Source organism: Actinoallomurus acanthiterrae, from assembly GCF_054775715.1.
The window spans coordinates 3305625-3327907 of sequence record NZ_BAAHCO010000001.1 but is presented as its reverse complement, the minus strand read 5'-3'; the positions used below and the strand labels follow the sequence as shown (position 1 = coordinate 3327907).

General features: G+C 70.5%; 21 protein-coding genes. 2 read left to right on the top strand and 19 right to left on the bottom strand.

Features of this window, described 5'->3' with window-relative positions:
- Nucleotides 1-86: 86 nt before the first annotated feature.
- The 7 genes from ACYVF7_RS16225 to ACYVF7_RS16195 form a co-directional block, all read right to left on the bottom strand.
- The gene (locus ACYVF7_RS16225) at nt 87-416 is read right to left on the bottom strand and encodes an ArsR/SmtB family transcription factor (RefSeq protein WP_360882546.1); all 330 of its coding nucleotides are present in this window, start codon (nt 414-416) and stop codon (nt 87-89) included.
- 197 nt (nt 417-613) lie between these two features.
- The gene (locus tag ACYVF7_RS16220; RefSeq protein WP_460340583.1) at nt 614-874 is read right to left on the bottom strand and encodes a response regulator transcription factor; all 261 of its coding nucleotides are present in this window, start codon (nt 872-874) and stop codon (nt 614-616) included.
- A 16-nt stretch (nt 875-890) separates the two neighbouring features.
- Nucleotides 891-2285, bottom strand: coding sequence for an IS200/IS605 family accessory protein TnpB-related protein (locus tag ACYVF7_RS16215; protein ID WP_460340580.1), 1395 nt, complete (start codon nt 2283-2285; stop codon nt 891-893).
- A gap of 319 nt (nt 2286-2604) precedes the next feature.
- Entirely contained in the window at nt 2605-3030 is a 426-nt protein-coding gene (locus ACYVF7_RS16210) for an ATP-binding cassette domain-containing protein (RefSeq protein WP_460340577.1), read from the bottom strand.
- Nucleotides 3031-3120: 90 nt separating this feature from the next.
- Entirely contained in the window at nt 3121-4254 is a 1134-nt protein-coding gene (locus tag ACYVF7_RS16205; protein ID WP_460340574.1) for a lactate 2-monooxygenase, read from the bottom strand.
- Nucleotides 4255-4321: 67 nt separating this feature from the next.
- A complete protein-coding gene (locus tag ACYVF7_RS16200; protein ID WP_460340571.1) occupies nt 4322-6157 on the bottom strand; it encodes a chloride channel protein in 1836 nt (611 codons plus the stop codon).
- A 185-nt stretch (nt 6158-6342) separates the two neighbouring features.
- Entirely contained in the window at nt 6343-6822 is a 480-nt protein-coding gene (locus tag ACYVF7_RS16195; protein WP_460340568.1) for a MarR family winged helix-turn-helix transcriptional regulator, read from the bottom strand.
- Between the two features lie 114 nt (nt 6823-6936).
- Here ACYVF7_RS16195 and ACYVF7_RS16190 point away from each other — a divergent pair, with 114 nt between their 5' ends.
- Nucleotides 6937-9468 (top strand): DNA gyrase/topoisomerase IV subunit A, encoded by a 2532-nt coding sequence (locus ACYVF7_RS16190; protein WP_460340565.1) that lies wholly within the window; start codon nt 6937-6939, stop codon nt 9466-9468.
- 76 nt (nt 9469-9544) lie between these two features.
- On the opposite strand, the gene ACYVF7_RS16185 is transcribed toward ACYVF7_RS16190, so the two are convergent.
- The 4 genes from ACYVF7_RS16185 to ACYVF7_RS16170 form a co-directional block, all read right to left on the bottom strand.
- Nucleotides 9545-10957, bottom strand: coding sequence for an MFS transporter (locus ACYVF7_RS16185; protein WP_460340562.1), 1413 nt, complete (start codon nt 10955-10957; stop codon nt 9545-9547).
- Nucleotides 10958-11023: 66 nt separating this feature from the next.
- Complete coding sequence (locus ACYVF7_RS16180) at nt 11024-11599, bottom strand: TetR/AcrR family transcriptional regulator (protein ID WP_460340559.1); 576 nt, start codon at nt 11597-11599, stop codon at nt 11024-11026.
- 31 nt (nt 11600-11630) lie between these two features.
- Nucleotides 11631-12146: a GNAT family N-acetyltransferase gene (locus ACYVF7_RS16175; protein WP_460340556.1), complete on the bottom strand. Its 516-nt coding sequence runs from the start codon at nt 12144-12146 to the stop codon at nt 11631-11633.
- A 106-nt stretch (nt 12147-12252) separates the two neighbouring features.
- Nucleotides 12253-13296 carry an NAD(P)-dependent alcohol dehydrogenase gene (locus ACYVF7_RS16170; protein WP_460340553.1) on the bottom strand — a complete coding sequence of 348 codons (1044 nt, stop codon included), beginning with the start codon at nt 13294-13296 and terminating at the stop codon, nt 12253-12255.
- Nucleotides 13297-13392: 96 nt separating this feature from the next.
- Here ACYVF7_RS16170 and ACYVF7_RS16165 point away from each other — a divergent pair, with 96 nt between their 5' ends.
- A complete protein-coding gene (locus ACYVF7_RS16165) occupies nt 13393-13980 on the top strand; it encodes a TetR family transcriptional regulator (protein WP_460340551.1) in 588 nt (195 codons plus the stop codon).
- 25 nt (nt 13981-14005) lie between these two features.
- Here ACYVF7_RS16165 and ACYVF7_RS16160 read toward each other — a convergent pair whose 3' ends face one another.
- The 8 genes from ACYVF7_RS16160 to ACYVF7_RS16125 form a co-directional block, all read right to left on the bottom strand.
- A complete protein-coding gene (locus ACYVF7_RS16160) occupies nt 14006-14362 on the bottom strand; it encodes a hypothetical protein (RefSeq protein WP_460340548.1) in 357 nt (118 codons plus the stop codon).
- Nucleotides 14363-14515: 153 nt separating this feature from the next.
- Nucleotides 14516-15172: a response regulator transcription factor gene (locus tag ACYVF7_RS16155; RefSeq protein WP_460340545.1), complete on the bottom strand. Its 657-nt coding sequence runs from the start codon at nt 15170-15172 to the stop codon at nt 14516-14518.
- Nucleotides 15169-16332, bottom strand: coding sequence for a sensor histidine kinase (locus ACYVF7_RS16150; protein WP_460340542.1), 1164 nt, complete (start codon nt 16330-16332; stop codon nt 15169-15171). The genes ACYVF7_RS16155 and ACYVF7_RS16150 overlap by 4 nt, the downstream gene beginning before the upstream one ends.
- On the bottom strand, nt 16329-16805 hold the full coding sequence (locus ACYVF7_RS16145; RefSeq protein ID WP_460340539.1) for a hypothetical protein: 477 nt from the start codon (nt 16803-16805) through the stop codon (nt 16329-16331). The genes ACYVF7_RS16150 and ACYVF7_RS16145 overlap by 4 nt, the downstream gene beginning before the upstream one ends.
- A gap of 141 nt (nt 16806-16946) precedes the next feature.
- Nucleotides 16947-19202, bottom strand: a complete 2256-nt coding sequence (locus tag ACYVF7_RS16140) for an MMPL family transporter (RefSeq protein WP_460340536.1) — start codon at nt 19200-19202, stop codon at nt 16947-16949.
- A 117-nt stretch (nt 19203-19319) separates the two neighbouring features.
- The gene (locus tag ACYVF7_RS16135) at nt 19320-19592 is read right to left on the bottom strand and encodes a hypothetical protein (protein WP_460340533.1); all 273 of its coding nucleotides are present in this window, start codon (nt 19590-19592) and stop codon (nt 19320-19322) included.
- Nucleotides 19589-19924, bottom strand: coding sequence for an ArsR/SmtB family transcription factor (locus ACYVF7_RS16130; RefSeq protein WP_460340530.1), 336 nt, complete (start codon nt 19922-19924; stop codon nt 19589-19591). The genes ACYVF7_RS16135 and ACYVF7_RS16130 overlap by 4 nt, the downstream gene beginning before the upstream one ends.
- A gap of 150 nt (nt 19925-20074) precedes the next feature.
- The gene (locus ACYVF7_RS16125) at nt 20075-22168 is read right to left on the bottom strand and encodes a DNA gyrase/topoisomerase IV subunit B (RefSeq protein WP_460340527.1); all 2094 of its coding nucleotides are present in this window, start codon (nt 22166-22168) and stop codon (nt 20075-20077) included.
- Nucleotides 22169-22283: the final 115 nt, after the last annotated feature.

The following is a 22283-nucleotide window of genomic DNA, read 5'->3' as shown; positions in this document are numbered from 1 at the left end:
GGAAGGCGCCACGGACCGGCCCGTCGCAACCGCACACCGGACTCCGCGTCGACCACCTGCGCGGGAACGGATCGGCTCCCTGACGCTCAGGCGACCTCGGTGAGCTCCGGCTGGAGCACGGCGTCGAGCAGACCGGGGAAGCGACGGTCGAGGTCGTCACGGCGGAGCGTGAGGAGGCGGCGGGCGCCCTGCACCCGCGAGTGGGTGATGCCCGCCTCGCGCAGGATGCGCAGGTGGTGGGACATGGTGGACTTGCTGACCTCCAGCCCGGCGTCGTGCTGGATCCGGCCGCACGCCGACTCACCCACGCGGGCCAGCGTCCGGACGGTCGCCAGTCGCGCCGGATCGGCCAGGGCCGCGAGCACCTTGGGCAGGGTCAGCTCCTCGACAGGGGGATGGAAGACCTCATCGCTCACGATCCGAGCATATTTCACGACGCGGTGAGTTCGACCGTCGTCGTAGTCGTCCTGCCGCAGCCGTCCCAGATTGTCGTCCCCGGAGTTGTCGTCCCGGCGTAGTCGCGTCCTGCCGCAGCCGTCCCAGCGTTGTCGTCCTGCCGTAGCCGTCCTGTCGTAGCCGTCCCCGCCGTGCCCGAGCAGCCGTCCCCGCGCGCTCAAAGCCAGCCCATGTCGCGGGCCTTGCCGACGGCGGCGTCCCGGTTGCCGACGCCCAGCTTGGTGACGGCGGCCGACAGGTAGTTGCGCGTGGTGCCCTCCGACAGGCCGAGGTCGCGGGCGATCCGGGACACCGGCCTCTCGTCCGCCGCCGCCCGGAGGGCGTCCAGTTCCCGGGCGGTGAGCGGGCACTCCTCGGCGGCGAGCGCGTCGGCCGCGAGCTGCACCTGGCGGATCGCCTGGGCGCGACGGACCTGCATCGGAAACCGTTCCTTTTCAGTGTGCAGGTATGGGTTCCTGTTCACTGGCGCCCCGAACGGTGGTGGGCGTGGTGGTCGCCTGCATTCGCCGCGTGGCCCGGGGCGCGCATCGGGTGCGTGGTCCGGGAACCGGGGGGCAGGGTCCCTCACGCCCTGGGATACCTGATGGGGCCTGGGCGGTCCGATGCCCCTGCTCATCGCTCTGGTGAGCAGGGGGCGGTGTCGTCCGTCGCCGGATCGGGTGTCCCAGGGCGCGTCGTCCGATCGCGATGCCGGCGGCATCGTGACGGGAGATCGTGCGGTTGGGGGTGGTCATGGGTTTCTGCCAGTGCTGGGCGCCCCACTTGGTGGTATAGGCCGGATCCACGGCCACGATCGCCAAATCGTGACTGCTGGCCATCGCCACTAGGCGGGCCTTCAGCCGGGCGGTGGGGAACCGGGAGATCAGGTACCGGAACCGTTTGCGGCGGCCGTGTTTCTCCCGGGTCTTTTCTTGTTCGAAGTTCAGGTCTTCGATCGCGATCGCCGCTACTCCGCAGCGTTTGGTCCAGTGCAGTAGTCGTGTGATCGCGTGGCGGATCTGGGCGTCTCGATGATCGGCCGACCCGGACAGGTCGAAGAAGAACCGGCGGGGTGCACCGATCGGGTTGCCGTGGATGTCGAGCCGCCAAGCGGCGAGGTGATCGTTGTTGGTGTCCACACCGATCACACCGCGCGCGAGGGCGGCCGGCAACGAGATCGTTGTGACGGGTGGGCGTTGCCAGGACGCGGTGACATACCAGCGACCCCGGTCCGGATCATGGTGGATGCGGTAGGCCACCGCTCGGTTCCCCGCGATCCGATCCGCCCATTCAGCGCCTCGGTGCGCGAATGTCACCTGGGTGGTCAGGATGTATCGGCCGTGGGGGGCGTTCGCCAGATCCATGAGGGGTGCGGGCAGTTTGATGGAGATCTGTCCATCGGGGGTGATGCGGATGGTCTCATTGCCGAATCGTTTCCCGCTCTCCCCATCGGCCGCCAAGAACCAGCGTGCCTCCTCCCATTTGGCGCGCCACTGCTCCTTGGTCAGCCCGGCCTCCTCCAGGTGGTGGCGGGTGTTCGCCAGCCGTTTGCCGCCGCGCACGACGCGGACCCGCCCGGTCCGCCAGTCCACCGTCGCCGCCGCGTGCCGGGCCCGCAGTGTGGCCAGGCGGCGGGATTTGGCGTGCCACTCGTCCGCCGACCGGTATCCACCCGGTGCGTGTTTGGTCCCGGGTTGCCCGACCGGCAGGGACAGCCGATGCGAAAGCGTGGCGATGCCGTCCTCGAGGGAATGGATGTAGGCGAGTTGGTTACGACGTGCTAACGCCCACTGATCATGCGTCGCCTTCGTGATCGCCCCAGCCCACCGAGACGACGATTCAGCGGTCAACCCTCGCTTACGCGCCGCCCACCTGTCGCTGTCGTGCTCCAGGCCGTCAGAGCACCGGGCCCTCAGATCACCTGAGGCCAACGCCCCCAGATGCGCGCCCACCGCCCGCAACACCATTTCATCGCGGGCGGTCAGGCGCTTGAGGCGATCACGGATCGCGACGCCCGATGGCCCTGAGACCACAAACGGCGTGGCAAACCCACGACTAGGGCCACCGGCAGGTGAGGGCAAAACGGGACGCGATGCTGAACGCACGTTCGAAGATTAGTGACAGCCTGATCGCAATGTCAACCTAAAGTAATCATTCAGATCCATACCGTTAGTGGGAGCGTATTGCGTAGAGCCCGCCCGACAGTCTCCCGACCCGTACGCTCGCCCGCTCGTCGAGCCCGACGAGCGCCAGCGCCTCGGCGCGGGGCATCGCCGAGGGCGTCCAGCGACGCCAGGCGTCCACGGTCTCGGCGACCGTGAGGTCCTTGTAGAAGCCGCCGTCCTGCAGCACGATCCCCATACGGGCACGGACGCGGTCCCGCTGCTCGTACGGATCGGCGCCCAGCACCCGTACGTCCCCGGACCCCGCCCGCTCGTAGCCCTCGATCACGTCGAGCGTGGTCGTCTTGCCCGCCCCGTTGGTCCCGAGCAGGGCGTACACCTCACCCGGGCGGATCGCGAACGACACGCCGCGTACGGCGGCGAAGTCACCGTAGCTCTGGTGCAGATCCCGCACCTCGATCGCCGTTTCCATGCTCCGAGGGTCCCGGGACGACGCGCGGCGCGGCAGTGCGTGACGTCACCGGGCGGGCATGAGGTTCGCAGGGCACGGGCGTGACATTCGTCAGGTCCCCTGCTCGTAGAGAGCCTCCGCGGACACGGCGGCGACGCCGTCGTGGCCGGACAGCCGGAGCGTGAGTTCGAGCTCGGCGAGCAGGCAGCGCAGCACGTGCCGGACGCCCTCCTCGCCGTCGAGCGCGAGACCGTACACGTACGGGCGGCCCAGCAGGACCGCCTTGGCGCCCAGGGCGAGGGCCTTGAGCACGTCCGCGCCGGTCCGTACGCCGCTGTCGAACAGCACCTCGATCTGGTCGCCGACCGCGTGGGCGATGATCGGCAGCGCGTCCAGCGAGGCGACGGCCCCGTCCACCTGGCGCCCGCCGTGGTTGGACACGACGATGCCGTCCATGCCGGCGTCCACCGCGCGGCGGGCGTCGTCGGTCTGCTGGATCCCTTTCAGCGCGATCGGCCCGTCCCAGTGCTCGCGCAGGAACGCCAGGTCATCCCAGGTCAGGCTCGGGTTCCCGAAGACGCCTGCCCAGTGGGCGATCGGATCCGCCCCGGCCTTGGCGGTGAAGACCGGGTCGGCGAGGTAGTTCTGAATGCCGATGCCGCGCAGGAACGGCAGGTAGGCGTTGTCGAGGTCGCCCGGACGCCAGGCCAGCGTGAACGTGTCGAGCGTGACGACGAGGGCGGTGTAGCCCGCGGCCGCCGCCCGCTCCAGGAAGCTGACCGCCAGGTCTCGGTCGCCCGGCCAGTACAGCTGGTACCAGCGTGGACCCGCCACCTCCGCGACCTCCTCCATGCCGTACGACGCGGCCGTGCTGAGGATCATCGGCACGCCGAGGGAACGCGCCGCCCGCGCCACCGCGAGCTCCCCCTCCGGGTGCGCGATGCGGAGCACTCCGACCGGCGCCAGCACCAGCGGAGCCGGCAGCTCCGCGCCGAGCACCAGCGTGGTGAGATCGCCGCCCGTGACGCCGCACAGCATGCGCGGGACGATCCGCCGGCGCCGGAACGCCTCGCGGTTGGCGACCGCGGTGTCGCCGGTGCCCGCCGACCCGGCGACGTAGTCGTACGCCTCGCGCGGCATCTTCTCGCGGGCGAGCGCCTCCAGGCGGGTCAGGTCGGTCGGCAGCGAAGGCAGGACGTCATTCAGGCCGTTGAGGTAGATCTCGAACTGGAAGTCGGCGTACATGCGGGCGCTCCTTCTCCGAGAAGGCCTCACGTTAGCCAAACGAGGCCCACACCGCCCGCTCCGGCGGTCACGCCGCTCGTTCGTCGTCGAGCGGAGCCGGCCGTTCCTCGTCGTCTCGCGTGCTCGAGGCGTCGCCCCACCAGCGGAGAACGCGCAGATGGCGCTCGCGATGGTGCTCTTCGGTGAGGTCGTGCAGCCGGGCTTCGAGCAGGTCGCCGAGCGCGATGACGCCCAGCACCCGCCCGTCGTCCGGCCGGATGACGGGCGCGCGGGTGATGGAGTGCTCGGCGAACAGGTAGGCCACCGAGCGCAGGGTATCGTTCGCGTACACGGCGACCGGGTCGGCGACCATGACGTCCGCCACCGTGCGCTCGCCGGACGCCTCGGCGGCGGCCCGCAGTGCCCTCTGGGTGGCCACTCCGGCCAGCCGGCCCTCGTCGTTCACCACCGGGTACAGGCGCCGCCGGTCCACGCCGTCGACCGCCTCGGCGACGGGCTGGTCCGCGCGGAACGTCACCGGATCGGTGTGCACGACGTCACGGGCGAAGAAGCCCTCGAGCGGGTCGATGGAGTACTCACGGGTCAGGTGCAGGCCGCGCCGGGCGATCTTCTCGGTGAGCACCGACCGGTCGAGGAGCAGCGTCGACAGGGCGTACGCCGAGGTGGCGGCGATGAGCAGGGGAAGGCCGGTCGCCCATGCGTGGGTGAGCTCGAGGGGGAAGATGAGACCGGTCAGCGGGGAGCGCATCACGCCGCCGACCACGGCGGCCAGGCCCATGAGCGCCCAGAACCCGGGGAACACGTGCGGGAACAGGTATCCCTCCAGGGCGCCGAGCGCACCGCCGATCATGAAGACGGGGGCCAGCACGCCGCCGGAGGTGCCGGAGCCGAGCGACAGCGACCAGATCAGCGTCTTGACCACCAGGATGCCCAGGATGAGGGCCATGGTCGCCCGGCCGGTCAGGAGCTGGTCGATGACGTCGTAGCCGACGCCGAGGGCCCGCGGTTCGATCAGGCCGCCCAGTCCGATGATCGCCCCGCCGATGGCGGGCCACCACATCCAGTGCACGGGGAGCCGGTTGAAGGCGTCCTCGGCCCGGTAGACCATCCAGGTGGCGGCGATCGCGAGCAGCCCGCCCGTCGCGCCGGACACCAGGCAGAGGGCCTGCACGCCGGCGGTCAGGTGGATGCCGCCGGTGGAGACGGGGAACAGCGGCGTGGTGCCGAGCAGGAAGCCCCGCGCGACGGTCGCGACCGAGACCGCGCCGACGACGGGCACGAAGCTGCGGGGGCGCCATTCGAAGAGCAGCAGTTCCACGGCGAGGACGACGGCTGCGAGCGGCGAGTCGAAGGTCGCGGCCATTCCGCTGGCCGCGCCCGCGACGAGCAGCGTCTTGCGCTCGTCCGCGGTCAGGTGCAGCGCCTGCGCCAGGATCGACCCGATCGCCCCGCCGGTCATGATGATGGGGCCCTCCGCGCCGAAGGGCCCGCCGGTGCCGATGCTGACGGCGGCCGACACCGGTTTGAGCACGGCGACGCGTGGAGTCACGCGGCTGCCGCCGGTCAGGATCGCCTCGATCGCCTCCGGCATGCCGTGTCCGCGGATCTTCTCCGAGCCGTACCTCGCCATCAGCCCCACGACGAGACCGCCCGCGATCGGCGCGGAGAGGAGAAGCCACCAGGGGTGCGGGTGCAGGCCGGGAGCCAGCAGCGCGGTGCCCGGTCGCCCGTAGAACACCAGATCGGTGATGAGCGCGACAAGCCGCAGAAGCCCCAGGGCGGCGAGGGCGGCGGCCCCGCCCACCGGTAGCGCCCACAGGGTGACGATCAGCATCCTCGGCCCGACGGTGAAGTCACCGAGGGACGGCGGCCGGCGTTTCGCTCCGCTCAGCCGTGCGCTCACATGTCCTCCTCTCATCCCGCCCGTTCGTCCGTCGACGCGGGCGACTCACCGACGCCCGCGCGGACGTCGCCGTCTTTTCTTCTTGTTTCGCCCGACCGGCCGGTGCCGGGGACGCGGGCGGCCTGCCAACGCCTGGCAGGCTCACAGCGGTACGGGACCGTACGACCTGCCAACGCCTCGCCGGCTCACAGCGGTACGGGCCCATACGACCTGTCGGCGTCGTCACGGCCCACCGCCTCGTGGAACCGGTGCAGCGCGGCGGTCAGAAGCGCGCGGTCGGACGGGCTCAGCCGGCCGAGGATCCGCGCCAGCTCCTCACGCCGCCACCGCATGACCTGGTCGACCAGTCGCCGGCCCGCGGGCGTGAGTGCCAGCGTGACGATGCTGCGGCTGCGCGGATCGTGGCCGCGTACGACGTGGCCGCTCGCCTCCAGACGGTCGGCGAGCCGGGTCACCGACGAGGCGTTCATGTGGAGCTCTCGCGCGACGCTCGACGAGGGGGATGTGCCGAGATCGGCGAGCACGACGAGCACCCGGAACTGTGGGAGGGAGACCCGCCCTTCCAGCAGCTCCAGGCTGCGAAGCGTCACGCCGACCAGGTCCTTCGTGGCGGTCTGGAACGCGTCGATCTCCTCGTCCAGCGGCGCGCCCGATTTGTCCCCCATGACCCGAAAGTATTGCATACGACAAGACTTGTCGTTGCCAAGCGTCCGGCCGAGACATGCCGGAAGAGGCGGGGAGCGGCCAAAGATGTCACCGGCACCCGCGACAATGTCCTCATGGCACGACGCGGTTCGCAGACCCCTCCCCCGCCGGACTTCGAAGAGAACATCGTCGACGTCGATGTCTCCGAGGAGATGCGGGGCAGCTACCTCGAGTACGCCTACTCGGTCATCTACCAGCGGGCGCTTCCCGACGCGCGCGACGGGCTCAAGCCCGTCCAGCGTCGCATCCTCTACTCGATGAACGAGATGGGCCTGCGGCCCGACCGCGGGCACGTCAAGTGCGCCCGCGTCGTCGGCGAGGTGATGGGCAAGCTGCACCCGCACGGTGACAGCGCCATCTACGACGCGCTCGTCCGCCTCGCGCAGCCGTGGGCGATGCGGATGCGCATGGTCGACGGGCACGGCAACTTCGGGTCGCTCGGCGGCGACGACTCCCCCGCCGCGATGCGGTACACCGAGGCCCGGATGGCCCGCGAGGCCATGCTCATGGTCGAGAGCATCGACGAGGAGACCGTCGAGTTCCGGCCGAACTACGACGGCCAGGAGACCGAGCCGGAGGTCCTGCCCGCCGCGTTCCCGAACCTCCTGGTCAACGGCGCGTCGGGCATCGCGGTCGGCATGGCGACCAACATGGCGCCGCACAACCTCACCGAGGTGATCGCGGCCGCCCGCCACCTGATCGACAACCCCGAGGCGTCGCTCGAGGAGCTCATGCGCTTCGTGCCCGGACCGGATCTCCCCACCGGCGGCAAGATCGTCGGCCTGGAGGGCATCCGCGACGCGTACGCGACCGGGCGCGGCACGTTCCGCACCCGCGCCACCGCGCACATCGAGCAGGTCACGCCGCGCCGCAAGGGCATCATCGTCACCGAGCTGCCGTACGCCGTCGGCCCCGAGCGCGTCGTGTCCAAGATCAAGGACATGGTCAACGCGAAGAAGCTGGCCGGCATCGCGGACCTGAAGGACCTCACCGACCGGCAGCAGGGCCTGCGCCTCGTCATCGAGATCAAGAACGGCTTCCACCCCGAGGCGGTGCTGGAGGAGCTCTACCGGCTCACGCCGATGGAGGAGACGTTCGGGATCAACAACGTCGCGCTGGTCGACGGCCAGCCGCGCACGCTGGGCCTGCGCGAGCTGCTCCAGGTGTACGTCGACCACCGCATCGAGGTCGTGCGGCGCCGCAGCATGTACCGCCGCACGAAGCGAGAGGACCGGCTGCACCTCGTCGACGGTCTCATGATCGCGCTGCTGAACATCGACGAGGTCATCCAGGTCATCCGGTCCAGCGACGACTCCGCCGCCGCCAAGTCGGGGCTGATGGAGACGTTCGAGCTGTCGGAGATCCAGGCGCAGTACATCCTCGACACGCCACTGCGCCGCCTCACCAAGTACGACCGGCTCGAGCTCGAGAAGGAGAAGAAGCAGCTCACCAAGGAGATCGCGGCGCTCACCGCGATCCTCGAGTCGGAGCGGAAGCTTCGCAAGGTCGTCTCCGACGAGCTCGCCGAGATCGCCAAGACGTTCGGCACGCCGCGCCGCACCGCGCTGCTGGAGTCCACCGGCGAGACCAAGACGGCCGTGGTGCCGCTGGAGGTCCCCGACGACCCGTGCTTCGTGCTGCTGTCCTCCACCGGCCTGCTCGCCCGGACGATGTCCGCCGAGCCGCTGCCCGCCGACGGCCCACGGGCGGCGCACGACGTGATCGTCTCGGCGGTCACCGCCACCGCGCGCGGCCAGGTCGGCGCGGTCACCGACGCCGGCCGCCTGATCCGGATGGACGTCATCGACATCCCCGCCATACCGCCGACGGCATCCCCGCCGTCCCTCGCCGGCGGCGCGCCGGTGAGCGAGTTCGTCGCCCTCGAGCAGGACGAGACGATCGTCGGGATCGCCTCGCTCGACACCCGCGGATTCGCCCTCGGCACGGAGCAGGGTGTCGTGAAACGCGTCGCGCCCGACTACCCGAAGAACGCCGACGAGTTCGAGGTCATCGGCCTCAAGGACGGCGACCGGGTCGTCCGCGCGGTGCAACTCGACTCCGAGGACGACGACCTGGTCTTCATCACCAGCGACGCGCAGCTGCTGCGCTTCCCCGCCTCGTCCGTACGCCCGCAGGGCCGCGCGGCGGGCGGTATGGCCGGCATCCGTCTCGGCTCCGACGCCAAGGCCATCTGGTTCGGCGCCCTCGACGGCTCCCGTGAGTCCTTGGTCGTCACGATCGCGGGCAGTTCGACCGCGCTGCCCGGCACCCAGACCGGTGCGATCAAGGTCTCGGACTACGCCGACTTCCCGGCGAAGGGCCGCGCCACCGGCGGTGTCCGGGCGCAACGGTTCCTCAAGGGCGAGGACGCCCTGCTGTTCGCCTGGGCGGGCCCGGTCCCGGCGAAGGCCGCCGGGATGACCGGCAAGGCGACCGACCTGCCCACCGAGCTGGGCCGCCGCGACGGATCCGGCGAAAGGCTGGCCGCGCCGATCGCCGCGATCGCCGGCCCCGTCACGCTCAGTGCCCCGGACGCCGCCGACCAGGCCGGAGACGCCACCGAGGCGGGAGACGCCACCGAGGCGGGAGAGCCTCCTCAGGAGTAACCCCGAGACGGACGGGCCGCCCGCACAGCGGGCGGCCCACCGTGGGAGCGGCCTGTCATGAGTGCGCGTGGGCAGGTCAGGAGACCAGCGCGCCGGGCTTGTCCGTGCTCGGCCGGCGCTGCGCGACCACGGCTCTGGCCAGCTGTGCCGTCAGCACCATCATCGTGAGCACCAGGGCCAGTGCGATCCATGCGGCCACCTCCGCGGCCGTCGCGTACCCATCGCGGTCGAGCACCGCGAAGTAGATCCCGCCCACGACGGCGACACCGGTCACGCCGGCGAACTGCTGGATGGTGGAGAGCGTGCCCGAGGCGACGCCGGCCCGCTCGGGGGTGATCCCGGCCATCGGCGCGCCGACCAGGGACGGCAGGATCAGGCCGTTGCCGACGCCCATCAGGCCCATCGCGGTGAGCAGCCACGGGACGGCGACGCGGTGCCCTTCGGCCTGCAACTCGACCGCGACCAGCAGCACGCTCAGCCCGGTGATCGCCGCGCCCGCGGTCATGACCCGCAGACCGTACTTGACGATCAGACGCTTGCCCGCCAGCGACGTGACCATGGCCAGCACCGCCGTGGGAGTGAAGATGAGCCCTGCCCTGAGCGCGCTGTACCCGAAACCGGTCTGCAGGGTCAGGCTGATCACGAAGGTGTAGCTGGCGAAGAAGGCCATGAACGCGGCGTTGATGGCCATGCCGAGGGTGAACACCTTCCGGTGGAACAGCGTCAGGTCGAGCAGCGGCTGACCGCCGCGAGCGGCCACGCGGCGCTCCCACATCACGGCGGCCCAGAACGCGGGCACAGAGGACACCAGGAGCACCCAGATCCACACCGGCCAGCCCTCCCCCCGGCCGAGGACCAAGGGCACGAGTGCCAGCGCCAGCGATCCGGAGACGCCCAAGGCGCCGATCCCGTCCAGGGCCGGGCGGCCGTTGGCGGTGGTGCGCGGCAGCAGGGCGGAGGCGAGGGCGAAGACGATCAGGCCGACGGGCAGGTTGATGAAGAAGATCGCCCGCCAGCCGAGGCCGAGGACGTCGGCGCCGAGCAGCAGGCCGCCCAGCAGTTGGCCGCACACGCCGCTGAGTCCGCCGGTGACGCCGAACCACGCCAGCGCGCGTGGCCGCTGCTCCCCAGGGATGACGGTGGTGATGAGGGCGAGTACCTGCGGCACCATGGCGGCGGCCGTCAGTCCCTGCAGCATGCGGGCGAGCACGAGTTGGACCGGACTCTGCGCCAGCCCGCACAGCACGGAGGCCAGAGTGAAGGCCGCCACACCCGTCAGGAACATCCTCCGCCGGCCGAGAAGGTCGCCCAGACGGCCCCCGAGGACGAGCCCGGCGGCGTAGCTGAAGACGTAGCCGCCGACGACCAGTTCCAGTGCCGCCGCCCCGGCACCGAGGTCGGACTGGATGGCGGGAAGGGCGACGTTGACCACGTTGCCGTCGAAGCCGTACATGAAGAAGGCCGCCAGGATGACGGGCAGCAGGGGCATGGAATCCTCCGTTATTGATGGATCAGTCAAAAACTTGGGCGCGCGAAGGCACCTTCCCGCCGGCACTCAGGCGCGCAGGTCGGCGACCACCGCGTCGACGGTCTCGTGCAGCGACTGGGAGTCGTAGCCGGCCTTGGCCTGCACGAGCAGACCATGGAAGGCGCTCATCACCTGGCGAGCGAGCAGGCGGGCCGGCCGGTCGGCCCGGATCTCACCCCGGGCCCTGCCGTCCTCGATCGCCTCCACCAGCGCCGCTTCGAGCTGAGTGAGGCACTGGCGGGCCAGCGCCGACAGCTCGGGCTCCGCACCGGCCAGTTCCGTGACGGTATTGACCGCGAGGCAGCCGCGGCGGTCGGCCACCGTCCGATCCACGCCGCCGAGCATGAGCCCCCGAATGCGCTCAAGCGGCGGCCGGTCGGCCTGAATCGCGTTCTGCCCGGCCGCGCCCTTGTCCCGGTAACGGCGCAGTGCCAGCTCGAACAGGCCCCGCTTGCTGCCGAAGGCGTTGTAGAGGCTGCCGCGGAGCATCCCGGTCCCGTTGATCAGATCATCGGTCGAGGTCGCGGTGTACCCCTTGGTCCAGAACGTCTCCATCGCCGACTCGACGGCCGCGTCGGCGTCGAACTTCCTCGGACGTGCCATGCCGGTAGATTGACAGTTTTTGATCGATCTGTCAAAAACTATCCAGAGGGCGCAGCATGCAGACTCGCGGCCAGCGGTCCAGGCCGAGGGCGGCCTCTCGTCGGCGGATGGCGCGCAGGTCAGGGGTGAGCTCGGCGTCCGTCAGTGGCCGGAATCCGCACCGCAGGTAGTACGGAGCGTTCCACGGCACGTGCTCGAAGGTGGTCAGAGTGAGCGCCGACGCCCCTTCGTCCGCCGCCTGGGCGGCCACGTGGTCGAGGAGTGACCGGCCGATCCGCCGGCGCGCACTGTCCGGATGCACCGACACCTGCTCCACGTGCACCCCGGCGTCGATGCGCGCGGCGATGAGGTAGGCGACCGGCCGATCGGCCGCGTCCACCGCCGCCCACGCCATCCCGGCCTGCCGGTAGCGGGCGAGCTCCCCGAGCGGCAGCGGGTCGTCCCCCGCTATCTCCGGCATGCCGACGTCGCGGAACAACCGGCCGGCGGCCACCTCGATGTCCTGGAGGATCGGAAGATCGCCGGCTTCCACCGCACGGATGCGCATCCGGTCATCCTCCCCGCCCCACCGGCGACGGGCATCCGAATTTCCGTGCGAGGCCGGTGGTCGGCGGGGCCGACGTTGGCCGGATGAGGCCATGTGCCCTGCCCGCTCAGCTCAGGTCGGACATGTCCAGCACGAAGCGGTAGCGGACGTCGTTGCGACGGAGACGGGCGAGGGCCTCGTTCACCTGCGCCGAGGGGAGCAGTTCGATCTCGGCGGTGATGCCCTTGTCGGCGCAGAAGGCCAGCATGGCAGCGGTCGCGGGAAGGCCGCCGCTGCCTGCGGAGCTGAGTTTCTTGCGCCCCACGAGCAGGTCCATGGTCTCCACGGTGACCGGCCCGAGGTGGCCGAGGTGGCTGAGGGTGCCGTCCATGGCCACCAGTCGCAGGTACGGGCCGAGGTCGTGCGGGGCGGAGACGGTGTCGATGACGACGTCGAACCTGTTTCGGGCTCTGGCCATCTGTTCCGGTTCCGTGGACACGATGAGCTCGTGAGCGCCGAGACGACGTGCGTCGTCCGCCTTGTCGGGCGAACGGCTGATGACCGAGGTCGTGGCGCCGAGGGCTACGGCCATTTTGACCGCGAGGTGCCCCAGGCCGCCCAGCCCCGCCACGCCGACGCGGCTGCCGGGCCCCACCCCCAGAGCGTGCAAGGGTTCCCAGACGGTGATGCCGGCGCAGAGCAGCGGAGCGGCGGCGGCCGGGTCCAGACCGGGGGGAAGCGGGTAGGCGAACCGGTCGCGGACGACGTACTCACGGGAGTACCCGCCCAGAGTGGTCGATCCGTCGCGCCGGTCGGTCCCTCCGTAGGTCAGGGTCGGGAAGGCGTGACAGAAGTTCTCCTGACCGACCCGGCACATGGAGCACTCGCCACACGAGTCGACGATGTTGCCGACCGCGACGTGGTCACCGACGGAGAAGCGGGTGACCTCGGACCCCGTCTCGGTCACCACACCCGTGAACTCGTGCCCTGGCACCAGGGGATGTCCCGCTTCCCCGTCGTGGTCGCGGAGGGCATGCAGGTCGGTGTGACAGACGCCGCAGTAGTCGATCTGGATCGCAAGATCGTCGGCGCGCAGTTCGCGACGCTCCAGCGTTGTGCGCCGCAGCGTCACCGTCGGCCCGTCCACCCGCCATCCGGTCGTTGTCCGCACAGAAGTCTCCTTAAACAGACTGTTCGGTTTATTACGACCGTAAGCCCAGCCTCTCCGCCTTGGCAAACCAACCGTTCTGTCTGTTATCGTCCGGGTATGGCGGACCAGCCCCTGACCTCACGCGGAGCCGCGACGTACCAGCGAATTCTTGAGGTGGCGACGCGGGAATTCGCCCAGCACGGCATCGCCGGGGCACGCATCGAGCGGATCGTGTCGGCCGCGCGCACCAACAAGGCCCAGCTCTACGCCTACTTCGGCAACAAGGAACAGCTCTTCGACGCGATCTTCTTCGGCTCGCTGGAACGCATCACGAATGTCGTCCCGATCGACGCCGACGACCTCGCGGACTGGGCCGTACGCCTCTACGACGAGTACCTTCGCCGCCCCGACCTCATCAGGCTGGCCACCTGGGCACGCCTGGAGCGCCGACCGGCCGGTCACCTCGTGGACGACCACGACCACTACGACGACCACAAGTTGCGAGCCATCGCTGAAGCCCAAGCCGCCGGGCGAGTGCGCCAGGGTGACCCGTTCGATGTGATGGCCATGGTCATCGCCATGTCCATGGCCTGGTCGCCGGTCAGTAACGTCTACGCGGCGACCGACCAGGAGCCCTCCGACGTACACGAAGGGCGCCGCACCCTGCTCCGCGAATGCGTCCGGCGTGCTGTCACAGCCGATTGACCGGAGCGGCCGGCGGCGCTGCGGGTCAGCGGCGCAGTGAGCGGCCGCCGTCCCGCTGTGCGGGGATCTTGGGAGGCTGGACGGTCTCGGCGATGGCGTCGAGCAGGTCCGCCGGTCCGCCGCAGGCCTCCTCGTAATGCCAGAAGCGCACGATGCGCTCGGCGACGTCGTTCAGCCGGAACTCCTCGCCCGAGAAGCACCCCGCCGCGGCGAGACGGGCGATGACCGCCGCGTCGTCCGGGAGATCGGCGGCGTACGCCGCGGCGTCGAGGAGGGCGACCGCGCTCCGCGCGTTGCGCCCGTCGTCGCGTGCGTCGGCTCGGTTGAGTCGCCACCAGGCGTGACGACGCAGACATTCAGCGATCATGCGGGACTTCCGCATGCGGCCTCCTTGGAAAGGCATTCACTCCGAACAATGGCGCACAGTAGTCGACAAAAGACTCACTGTCACCGCGGATGTCGTCGGTGCGCCGAGAACACACCGACCCCTTGCCTTCCGATGAGCCGCGATTGCCCCACACGCCCTAGCAGCGGATCACCCAGACGAGGCGAGCCCCTTGCGGTAGGCGTACGTCACGGCCTGCGCCCGGTCGCGCAGCCCTGCCTTGGCGAACAGGTTGTTGATGTGCGTCTTCACCGTCGCCTCGCTGATGAACAGCTCCTGGGCGATCTCCGCGTTGGACTTCCCCTCGGCGATCAGCATGAGGACCTCCGCCTCCCGCTGGGTCAGCCCGTCCGGCAGGTCGCCCTTGCGGCGCCGCGGCGGCTGCCCGCCGGAGGCGAGCGCGTCGACGAGCCGTCGCTGGACGGACGGGTCCAGCTGGGCGTCTCCGTCGCGTACGGCCTCGATGGCCCGCGCGATCTCGTCCGCGCCGGCGTCCTTCGTCAGGTATCCGCGGGCGCCCGCCTGCAGGGCCGCGAACACGGACTCGTCGTCGCTGTAGGTGGTCAGCACGACGATCTGCACGGACGGATGCGCCGCCTTGATCCGGCGGCTGGCCTCCACGCCGTCGACGCGCGGCATGCGCAGGTCCATGAGCACGACCTCCGGTACGTGCTCGTCGACCAGCCGCAGCGCCTCCTCGCCGTCGGCCGCCGACCCGACCACCTCGATCCCGGGCAGCAGCCCGAGCAGCAGCACCAGGCCGTCGCGTACGACGGTCTGATCGTCGACCACGAGGACGCGCGTCACAGCGGCACTCTCAGCAGCACTCTGAACCCCTTCTCCTCCGGACCCGCCTCGAGCGCGCCGCCGATCAGCTCCGCGCGCTCGCGCATCCCGACCAGACCGTAGCCGCCGCCGGTCGCGGCGAGCGGGCCGGGCCCCGTACCGCCCGTGTCCCGGACCTCCAGCTCGCACCGGTCGTCGAGGTAGCGCAGGTCGATCACGACGTCCGCGCCCGGAGCGTGTTTGCGGGCGTTGGTCAGCGCCTCCTGCGCCGTGCGGATGATCGCCAGGCCGGCCTTCGGTTCCAGCTCGCGGGGCTGCCCGGTGATCGTCACCTGGCAGCGGACGTCGGCGAGGGACCGGTGCTCGTCGGCGAGCTCACGGACCACTTCGTCGGTCGGCGGAATGTCCCCGCGCAAGGTGGCCAACGCCCGGCGCGTCTCCTCCAGCCCGCTGCGGGCCAGGCCGCGGGCGCGCTCGACCCGGTCGAGCGCCTCGTCCGTCCGGCCGTTCGCGATCAGCAGCCGGGCCCCTTCCAGGTGCACGAGCTGGGCGGACAGGGAGTGGGCCAGGATGTCGTGGATCTCCCGGGCGATATGGGCGCGCTCGGCGAGCACCAGGTTCTCCTGCTCGGTCCGCCGCGTCGCCTCCCGGGCCTTGCTCGCCCGCACCCCGGCGAACATCCCGGCAAGGCCGATGAGCGCCCACAGGTCTCCCAGCCGGCCGTGCTGCAGGACGAACCCGAACCCGATCGCGAAGCCCGAGATGAAGAACGTGGGCAGCGCGCGGCGCACCGAGTAGTACTCCGCGGCGAACCCGGACACCGCGAACAGCAGGGCGCTGGCGGGCCGGGCCGGCGCGCTCACGTAGAGCAGCATGCCGACGAAGGCGTCGGCGGCGAAGATCAGAGGACCGTACGGCCACCGGAACCGGTGGGAGAGGATCCCCAGGACGAACCCGAACACGGCGAGGAGCACTCCGGCGGTGTACGCGAGGTCCGTACCGTGCAGTCCCAAGCCCGGCCGGCGCGGACCGTGCAGCATCGCGTAGCCGAACCACACGATGGCGACGACGAGCGCGCCGATCCGGAACAGCATCCGCTCCCGGCCGTCCGCACCGTCGCCGGCGGCGCGTGCCAGGTCGAGCAGGTGGCGCCGGTTGCGGAGGAAGCCGGGGGTGGTCACGCGTCAACGCTAACCGGCGCCGGGAGGGTACGGGCACGCCAGGCGAGCAGGAGATTCTGGGTGAGCATCCAGGCGGCCACGGACACCAGGATGTCACCCGTCCCGGCCTTGACCCCGGCGGCGTACCCGAAGGCCACCGCGCCGCCCCGTACGGCGATCGAGGCGAGGAAGACGCCGAAGGTCGCCCACGTGCCACGGCTCCAGACGGACCCGTCGTTCTCCCGCCAGACCCGCATCGTGGCGCCGAGCCCACAGCCGAGCGCGAGCGCGGCCACGATCTCCGCCGCCAGCAGGACGGTGGCGAGCACCTGGTGGCGGGGATCGATGACATGGCCCTGGCCGAACCCGACGACGGCGAGGATGACGGGGAGGACGTACGGCCTTTCCGCGGCGACGCGCCGCGGCGCGAACCGGCGGTAGATCACGAGGACGACGACGGCGGCGATCAGCAGGCCGTTGAGCAGAGCGTGCATGACCTCGACGGTAGGAATCCGCCGCCCGTCACGGATCGGAGCCGGGTTGGATTCCGGGCCCGTCCACCCGCGGGTGGAGACGAGCACCCCGCCGGGCGATCCCTGGTGACCGGCGCGGCGATCGCCAGGGATCGCTGCCGATCAGTGCACCGGAGCGGATCCCGGGAGCAGCCGTCGCAGCCCACGCGGAAGGGTCCAGCACCGCCGGCCGAGCAGGGCGATGGCCGCGGGCAGGAGCACTCCCCGGACGATCGTGGCGTCGATGACGATGGCCACCGCCATGCCGACGCCCATCATCTTGTACTCGATGGCGGTCAGGGTGACGAAGACGCTGAACACCGCGGTCATGATGACGGCGGCACTGGTCACGACCCCGGCGCTGCCGGCGATGCCGCCGACCACCGCGTCCCGGGTGTCCGCTCCCGTGGCCCAGCGCTCGCGGATCCTGCTGAGGATGAAGATGTGGTAGTCCATGCTCAGCCCGAAGAGGATCACGAACATGAACACGGGCAGCCAGCCGACCACCCCGCCGTACGAGCGGAAGCCGAGCAGCGAGCCCAGGTGACCCTCCTGGAACACCCAGGTGAGCACCCCGTACGCCGCGCCGATCGACAGCAGGTTCAACGCGATCGAGATGACCGGGATCGCCAGGGAGCGGAACGCCACGACGAGCAGGACGAACGCCAGGACCAGCACGAAGCCGAACACGAGCGGCGTGCGGGCCTCCAGTTGCCCGGCGAAGTCGTGGGCGACGGCGGTCTTCCCGGCGACCGCGTAGTCGATGCCGTCCGCCCGGCCGAGCGTCGCGGGCAGGATCCGGTCGCGGAGCGTCTCCAGGGCGTGGTTCGCCGCGCCATTGTTCCGGAAGTCCGCCAGCGGCACCCGTACGACGACGACGCGGTCGACGGTCACCGCGGAGATGGGCTCGCCGAGGGCGCGGTCACCGGCGGCGACGCGCCCGCGCAGGTCGTCGATCGCGCGGTTCACCGTCGGCCCGTCCACCGGGCCGCCGTTCTTCGCCCAGATCACGACCCGCGCCGGTGCGGGCGTGCCGGGGAACGTCTCCTGCATGCGGAGCGCGGCGTCCACCACCGGAACGCTGCGCGGCAGGCTGTCGGTGGTCGCCGCGTCCTGCAGCCGCATTCCGAACGCCGGCAGCGCCAGCACGGCCAGGACCACGGTCGCGGCCCCGCCCCACAGCAGCGGACGCCGTACGACCGCACGAGCGACCAGTGACCAGACCCGGGACTCCGTCGCGGTGGTCCGGCGGCGGCCGAGCAGCGGAACGCGGGCCTTGTCCACCCACCGGCCCAGCAGAGCCAGGAGAGCGGGAAGGACGGTGACCGAGCCGACCATCGCCAGGCCGACCACGAGGACCGATCCGGCCGTCAGGCCGCGGAAGTTGTCCAGTCCGGTGAACAGCAGCCCGCACAGGCAGAGCATCACGGTCAGCCCCGAGACGACCACCACGCGGCCGGACGTGCGCGCGGTGATCCGCAGCGCCTCGGCGACGCCGCGTCCGGCGGCGCGCTCCTCCCGTTCACGGCGCAGGTAGAACAGGGAGTAGTCGATGCCCACGGCCATGCCGATCAGCAGGACCATCGACGACGTCGCGCTGTTCACCGGAACCCAGTGGGCGATCACCTGCAGGAAGCCGAACGTGCCCACCACGGTGGTCACCGCCAGCAGCAGCGGAATCCCCATCGCGATCAGCGACCCGAAGACCACGAGCAGGATTAGCACGGTGAGCGGGAGCGAGACGAACTCCGCGCTCTTGAAGTCGCCCTTGATCCCCTGGTCCACGGCGAGCGTCAGGCTGTGGTCCCCCGCCTGCGCCAGCCTGACCCGCGGATGGCGGGCCCGCACCGAGTCCACGGCCCGCACGGCGGCGTCGTAGTGGGCGTGGAGGAGGTCGTCCGGACCCGCGACCTGGAACGTGACAAGCCCGGAGCGGCCGTCTCTCGAGACCAGCCGGTTCGCGTCCGCGTCGTCGCCGAGCGGGGAATGGACCTCGCTCACCGCACCCGGTGTCCGGCGCAGGGTCAGCACGAGATCGCGAGTGGCGTTCCGCAGCTCGGCGCTGTCGGCGAACCGCTCCCCCGCCGGCGTACGGTCCTGGATGAGGACGTTCTCCTCGATCGGCACGTACGACCGCTGCGCGGACAGCGCCCGATCGGCCCGGCCGGACTCTCCGGGGTCCGTGCTGTTCATCGTGTCTCCCGGCATCAGCGCGCTCGAGAGTACGGCGACGATGACGAGGGCGAACCAGCCGGTGATCGCCAGGAGGCGGTGCCGGATCGACCAGCCGGCGATCCGCTCGACCAGGGCACCCTGCCGAGGTGGACCGGTCGGGGCCGGCCCGGCAGGCGGGCGGGTCGATTTGCCAGTAGGCAGCATGAACTGCTGTCCTTTCCGAGAAGGAGCGTTCCTGTGAGAGCTCGCCCTACGGGCGAGGTGGTGCTTCTTCGTCACCTGGGCCGTCGAGTTGCAGCTCGGCGGCCCAGGGCAGGTCCGTCACTCGACCGTCTGCAGGATCCTTTCGAGTGATTCCATGCGGGACTGAATCTCGCCGATCCGCCCGCCCAGCTCCGTCAGCAGCTGCTCGGTGCTCCGCTGTGCGGCGAGGGCCTCTTCGGCGATCCTGCGGTACTCCTGTTCCCGTACGACGAGGACCTTGGCCCGCCGGGTGGCGGCGAGCTGCCAGATGGTCACCGTGATCACGCAGGTGAGCAGGGCGAACAGACCGAAGGCGCCGACGGCCTCCGCCAAGCCATGTCCGTCCATCATGGAGATCCCTTCGTTTCGTCGCCCGGCCCTTCGCCCGGCGTGCTCAAGGTTCGTTCCGCGGCTTCGAGAACCTCGGGCGTCAGCTCGATCGTGAACGCGTTGACCTCGTAGAACTTCATCGCCTTGCCGTCCTCGGACACCTCCATCCGCGCCGAGACGAGGCCCGCCGCCTCCAGCTTCCGCAGGTGCACCTGGAGGAGCGGCCGGCTGATGCCCAGCGTGCGGGCGAGCTCGCTCACGTACGCGCGCTCCCGCGCGAGCGCCGCGATCACCCGGACGCGGTGGGGATTGGCCAGCGTCGCCAGTACGCGCACCAGCTCGTCGCCGTTCATGCGAGGCGGCTCATCGCGATGGCGAACATGCAAAGAAATGTTAGCAGGTGCCGGATCTTGTTGGCATGGCAGACGTCTCGGAGTAAAACGACGACGGCCTGCCCGCCCCGACCGGGGCGAGCAGGCCGTCGTCGCGACGTGCCAGGGATGTCAGATGTCGATGCGGGCCTCGTCGAGCTCGGTGGCGCCGGCGGCGATGAACTGCCGGCGCGGGGCGACCTCCGACCCCATCAGCAGGCTGAAGATCTTCTCCGCCTCTTCGGCGTCCTCGATGCGGATGCGGCGCAGCATCCGGTAGCGCGGATCCATCGTCGTCTCGGCGAGCTGGTCGGCGTCCATCTCACCCAGCCCCTTGTAACGCTGGATCGGCTCCTTCCACCGGACGTTGCGGCGCTCCAACTCGACGAGCTTCTTGCGCAGCTCCGCGTCGGAGTAGGTGTAGATGTGCTTGTCCTGCCCTTTTTTGGGCTTGACGAGCTCGATCCGGTGGAGCGGAGGCACCGCGGAGAAGACCCGCCCGGACTCGAGCATCGGCCGCATGTAGCGGTGCAGGAGCGTGAGCAGCAGGGTCCGGATGTGAGCGCCGTCGACGTCAGCGTCGGCCATCAAGATCACGCGGCCGTAGCGCGCGGAGTCGAGGTCGAAGGTGCGGCCGGAGCCGGCGCCGAGGACCTGGATGATGGAGGCGCACTCGGCGTTCTTGAGCGTGTCGGCGACGGACGCCTTCTGCACGTTGAGGATCTTGCCGCGGATCGGCAGGAGCGCCTGGAACTCGGAGTTGCGCGCCAGCTTGGCGGTGCCGAGCGCCGAGTCGCCCTCGACGATGAACAGCTCGCTGCGGTCGTCGGTGGTGCGGCAGTCGACCAGCTTGGCGGGGAGCGCGGAGTTTTCCAGGGCGCTCTTGCGGCGCTGGTTCTCCCGCTGCGTGCGGGCGGCGATGCGCGCCTTGGACGCGGCGACGACCTTTTCCAGGACGGCGCGCATCTGCTGCTTCTGGCCGCGCTTGGGGCTCTCGAACGCCTCCTTCAGCTCCCGGCTCACGACCGCGGACACGATGCGGGTGGCGGCCGAGGTGCCGAGGACCTCCTTGGTCTGGCCTTCGAACTGCGGCTCCGGCAGGCGCACGGTGACGACGGCGGTGAGGCCCTCGAGGATGTCGTCCTTGATGACGGGGTCGTCGCCGTTCTTGAGCAGCTTGGTGGCGCGGAGCTGGTCGTTGATCAGCTTGACCAGCGCGCGGTCGAAGCCGGTGACGTGGGTGCCGTGCTTGGGCGTGGCGATCACGTTGACGAACGACCGGGTGATCGTCTCGTAGCCGGTGCCCCACCGCAGGGCGACGTCGACGTCGATGTCGCGCTCGACGTCGGTCGGGGTGAGGTGGCCCTGCTCGTCGAGGACGGGCACGGTCTCGGTGAAGTGCCCGCGGCCCTGGATGCGCAGGACGTCGCAGACCGGCGGGTCGCTCGCCAGGTGGTCGCAGAACTCGCTGATCCCGCCGTCGAACCGGAACTCGTGCTCGACTGGCTCCTCGCCCCGCTCGTCACGGACGGCGATGGTGAGGCCCGGCACCAGGAAGGCCGTCTGCCGCATGCGGTCGACGACGGTCTCGCCGGCGATCGCGGCGTCCTTGAGGAAGATCTGACGGTCGGGCCAGAAGCGCACGCGGTTGCCGGTGACGCCCTTGGCCACGCGCTTGGTCTGGTGCAGCCCCCGCTGCTTCGCCGGCTTCTTGGTGAACTTGGCGGTGGGCCCGTCGTCGGCGAAGTCGCCGGGAAGGCCGCGCTTGAAGCTCATCGCGTGCGTGTGGCCGTCGCGGTCGACCTCGACGTCGAGCCGGGCGGACAGGGCGTTGACCACGGAGGCGCCCACGCCGTGCAGACCGCCCGACGCGGTGTAGGAGATGCCGCCGAACTTGCCGCCCGCGTGGAGCCGCGTCATGACCAGCTCGACGCCGGTCAGGCCGGTCTTGGGCTCGACGTCGACCGGGATGCCGCGGCCGTCGTCGCAGACCTCCATCGAGCCGTCGGCGTACAGGACGACGTCGATGCGGGAACAGTGACCGCCGAGCGCCTCATCGACGGAGTTGTCGATGATCTCCCAGAGACAGTGCATGAGGCCACGGCTGTCGGTGGACCCGATGTACATCCCGGGTCGTTTGCGTACGGCCTCGAGCCCTTCGAGCACCGACAGGTGCCGCGCGGTGTATCCGTGCGGGTCCTCAGTCGTGATGGTGGCGGCGGTCAACGGCTCTGCTCCTCGGGGGTAGGGCGTGCGGGCAGCAGAGTACCCGTCGGCACCGACACTACGCGGACCGGCGCGCCGTCCGGTACGTCCTCCATCCCTGGGCGGAGGCGACCAC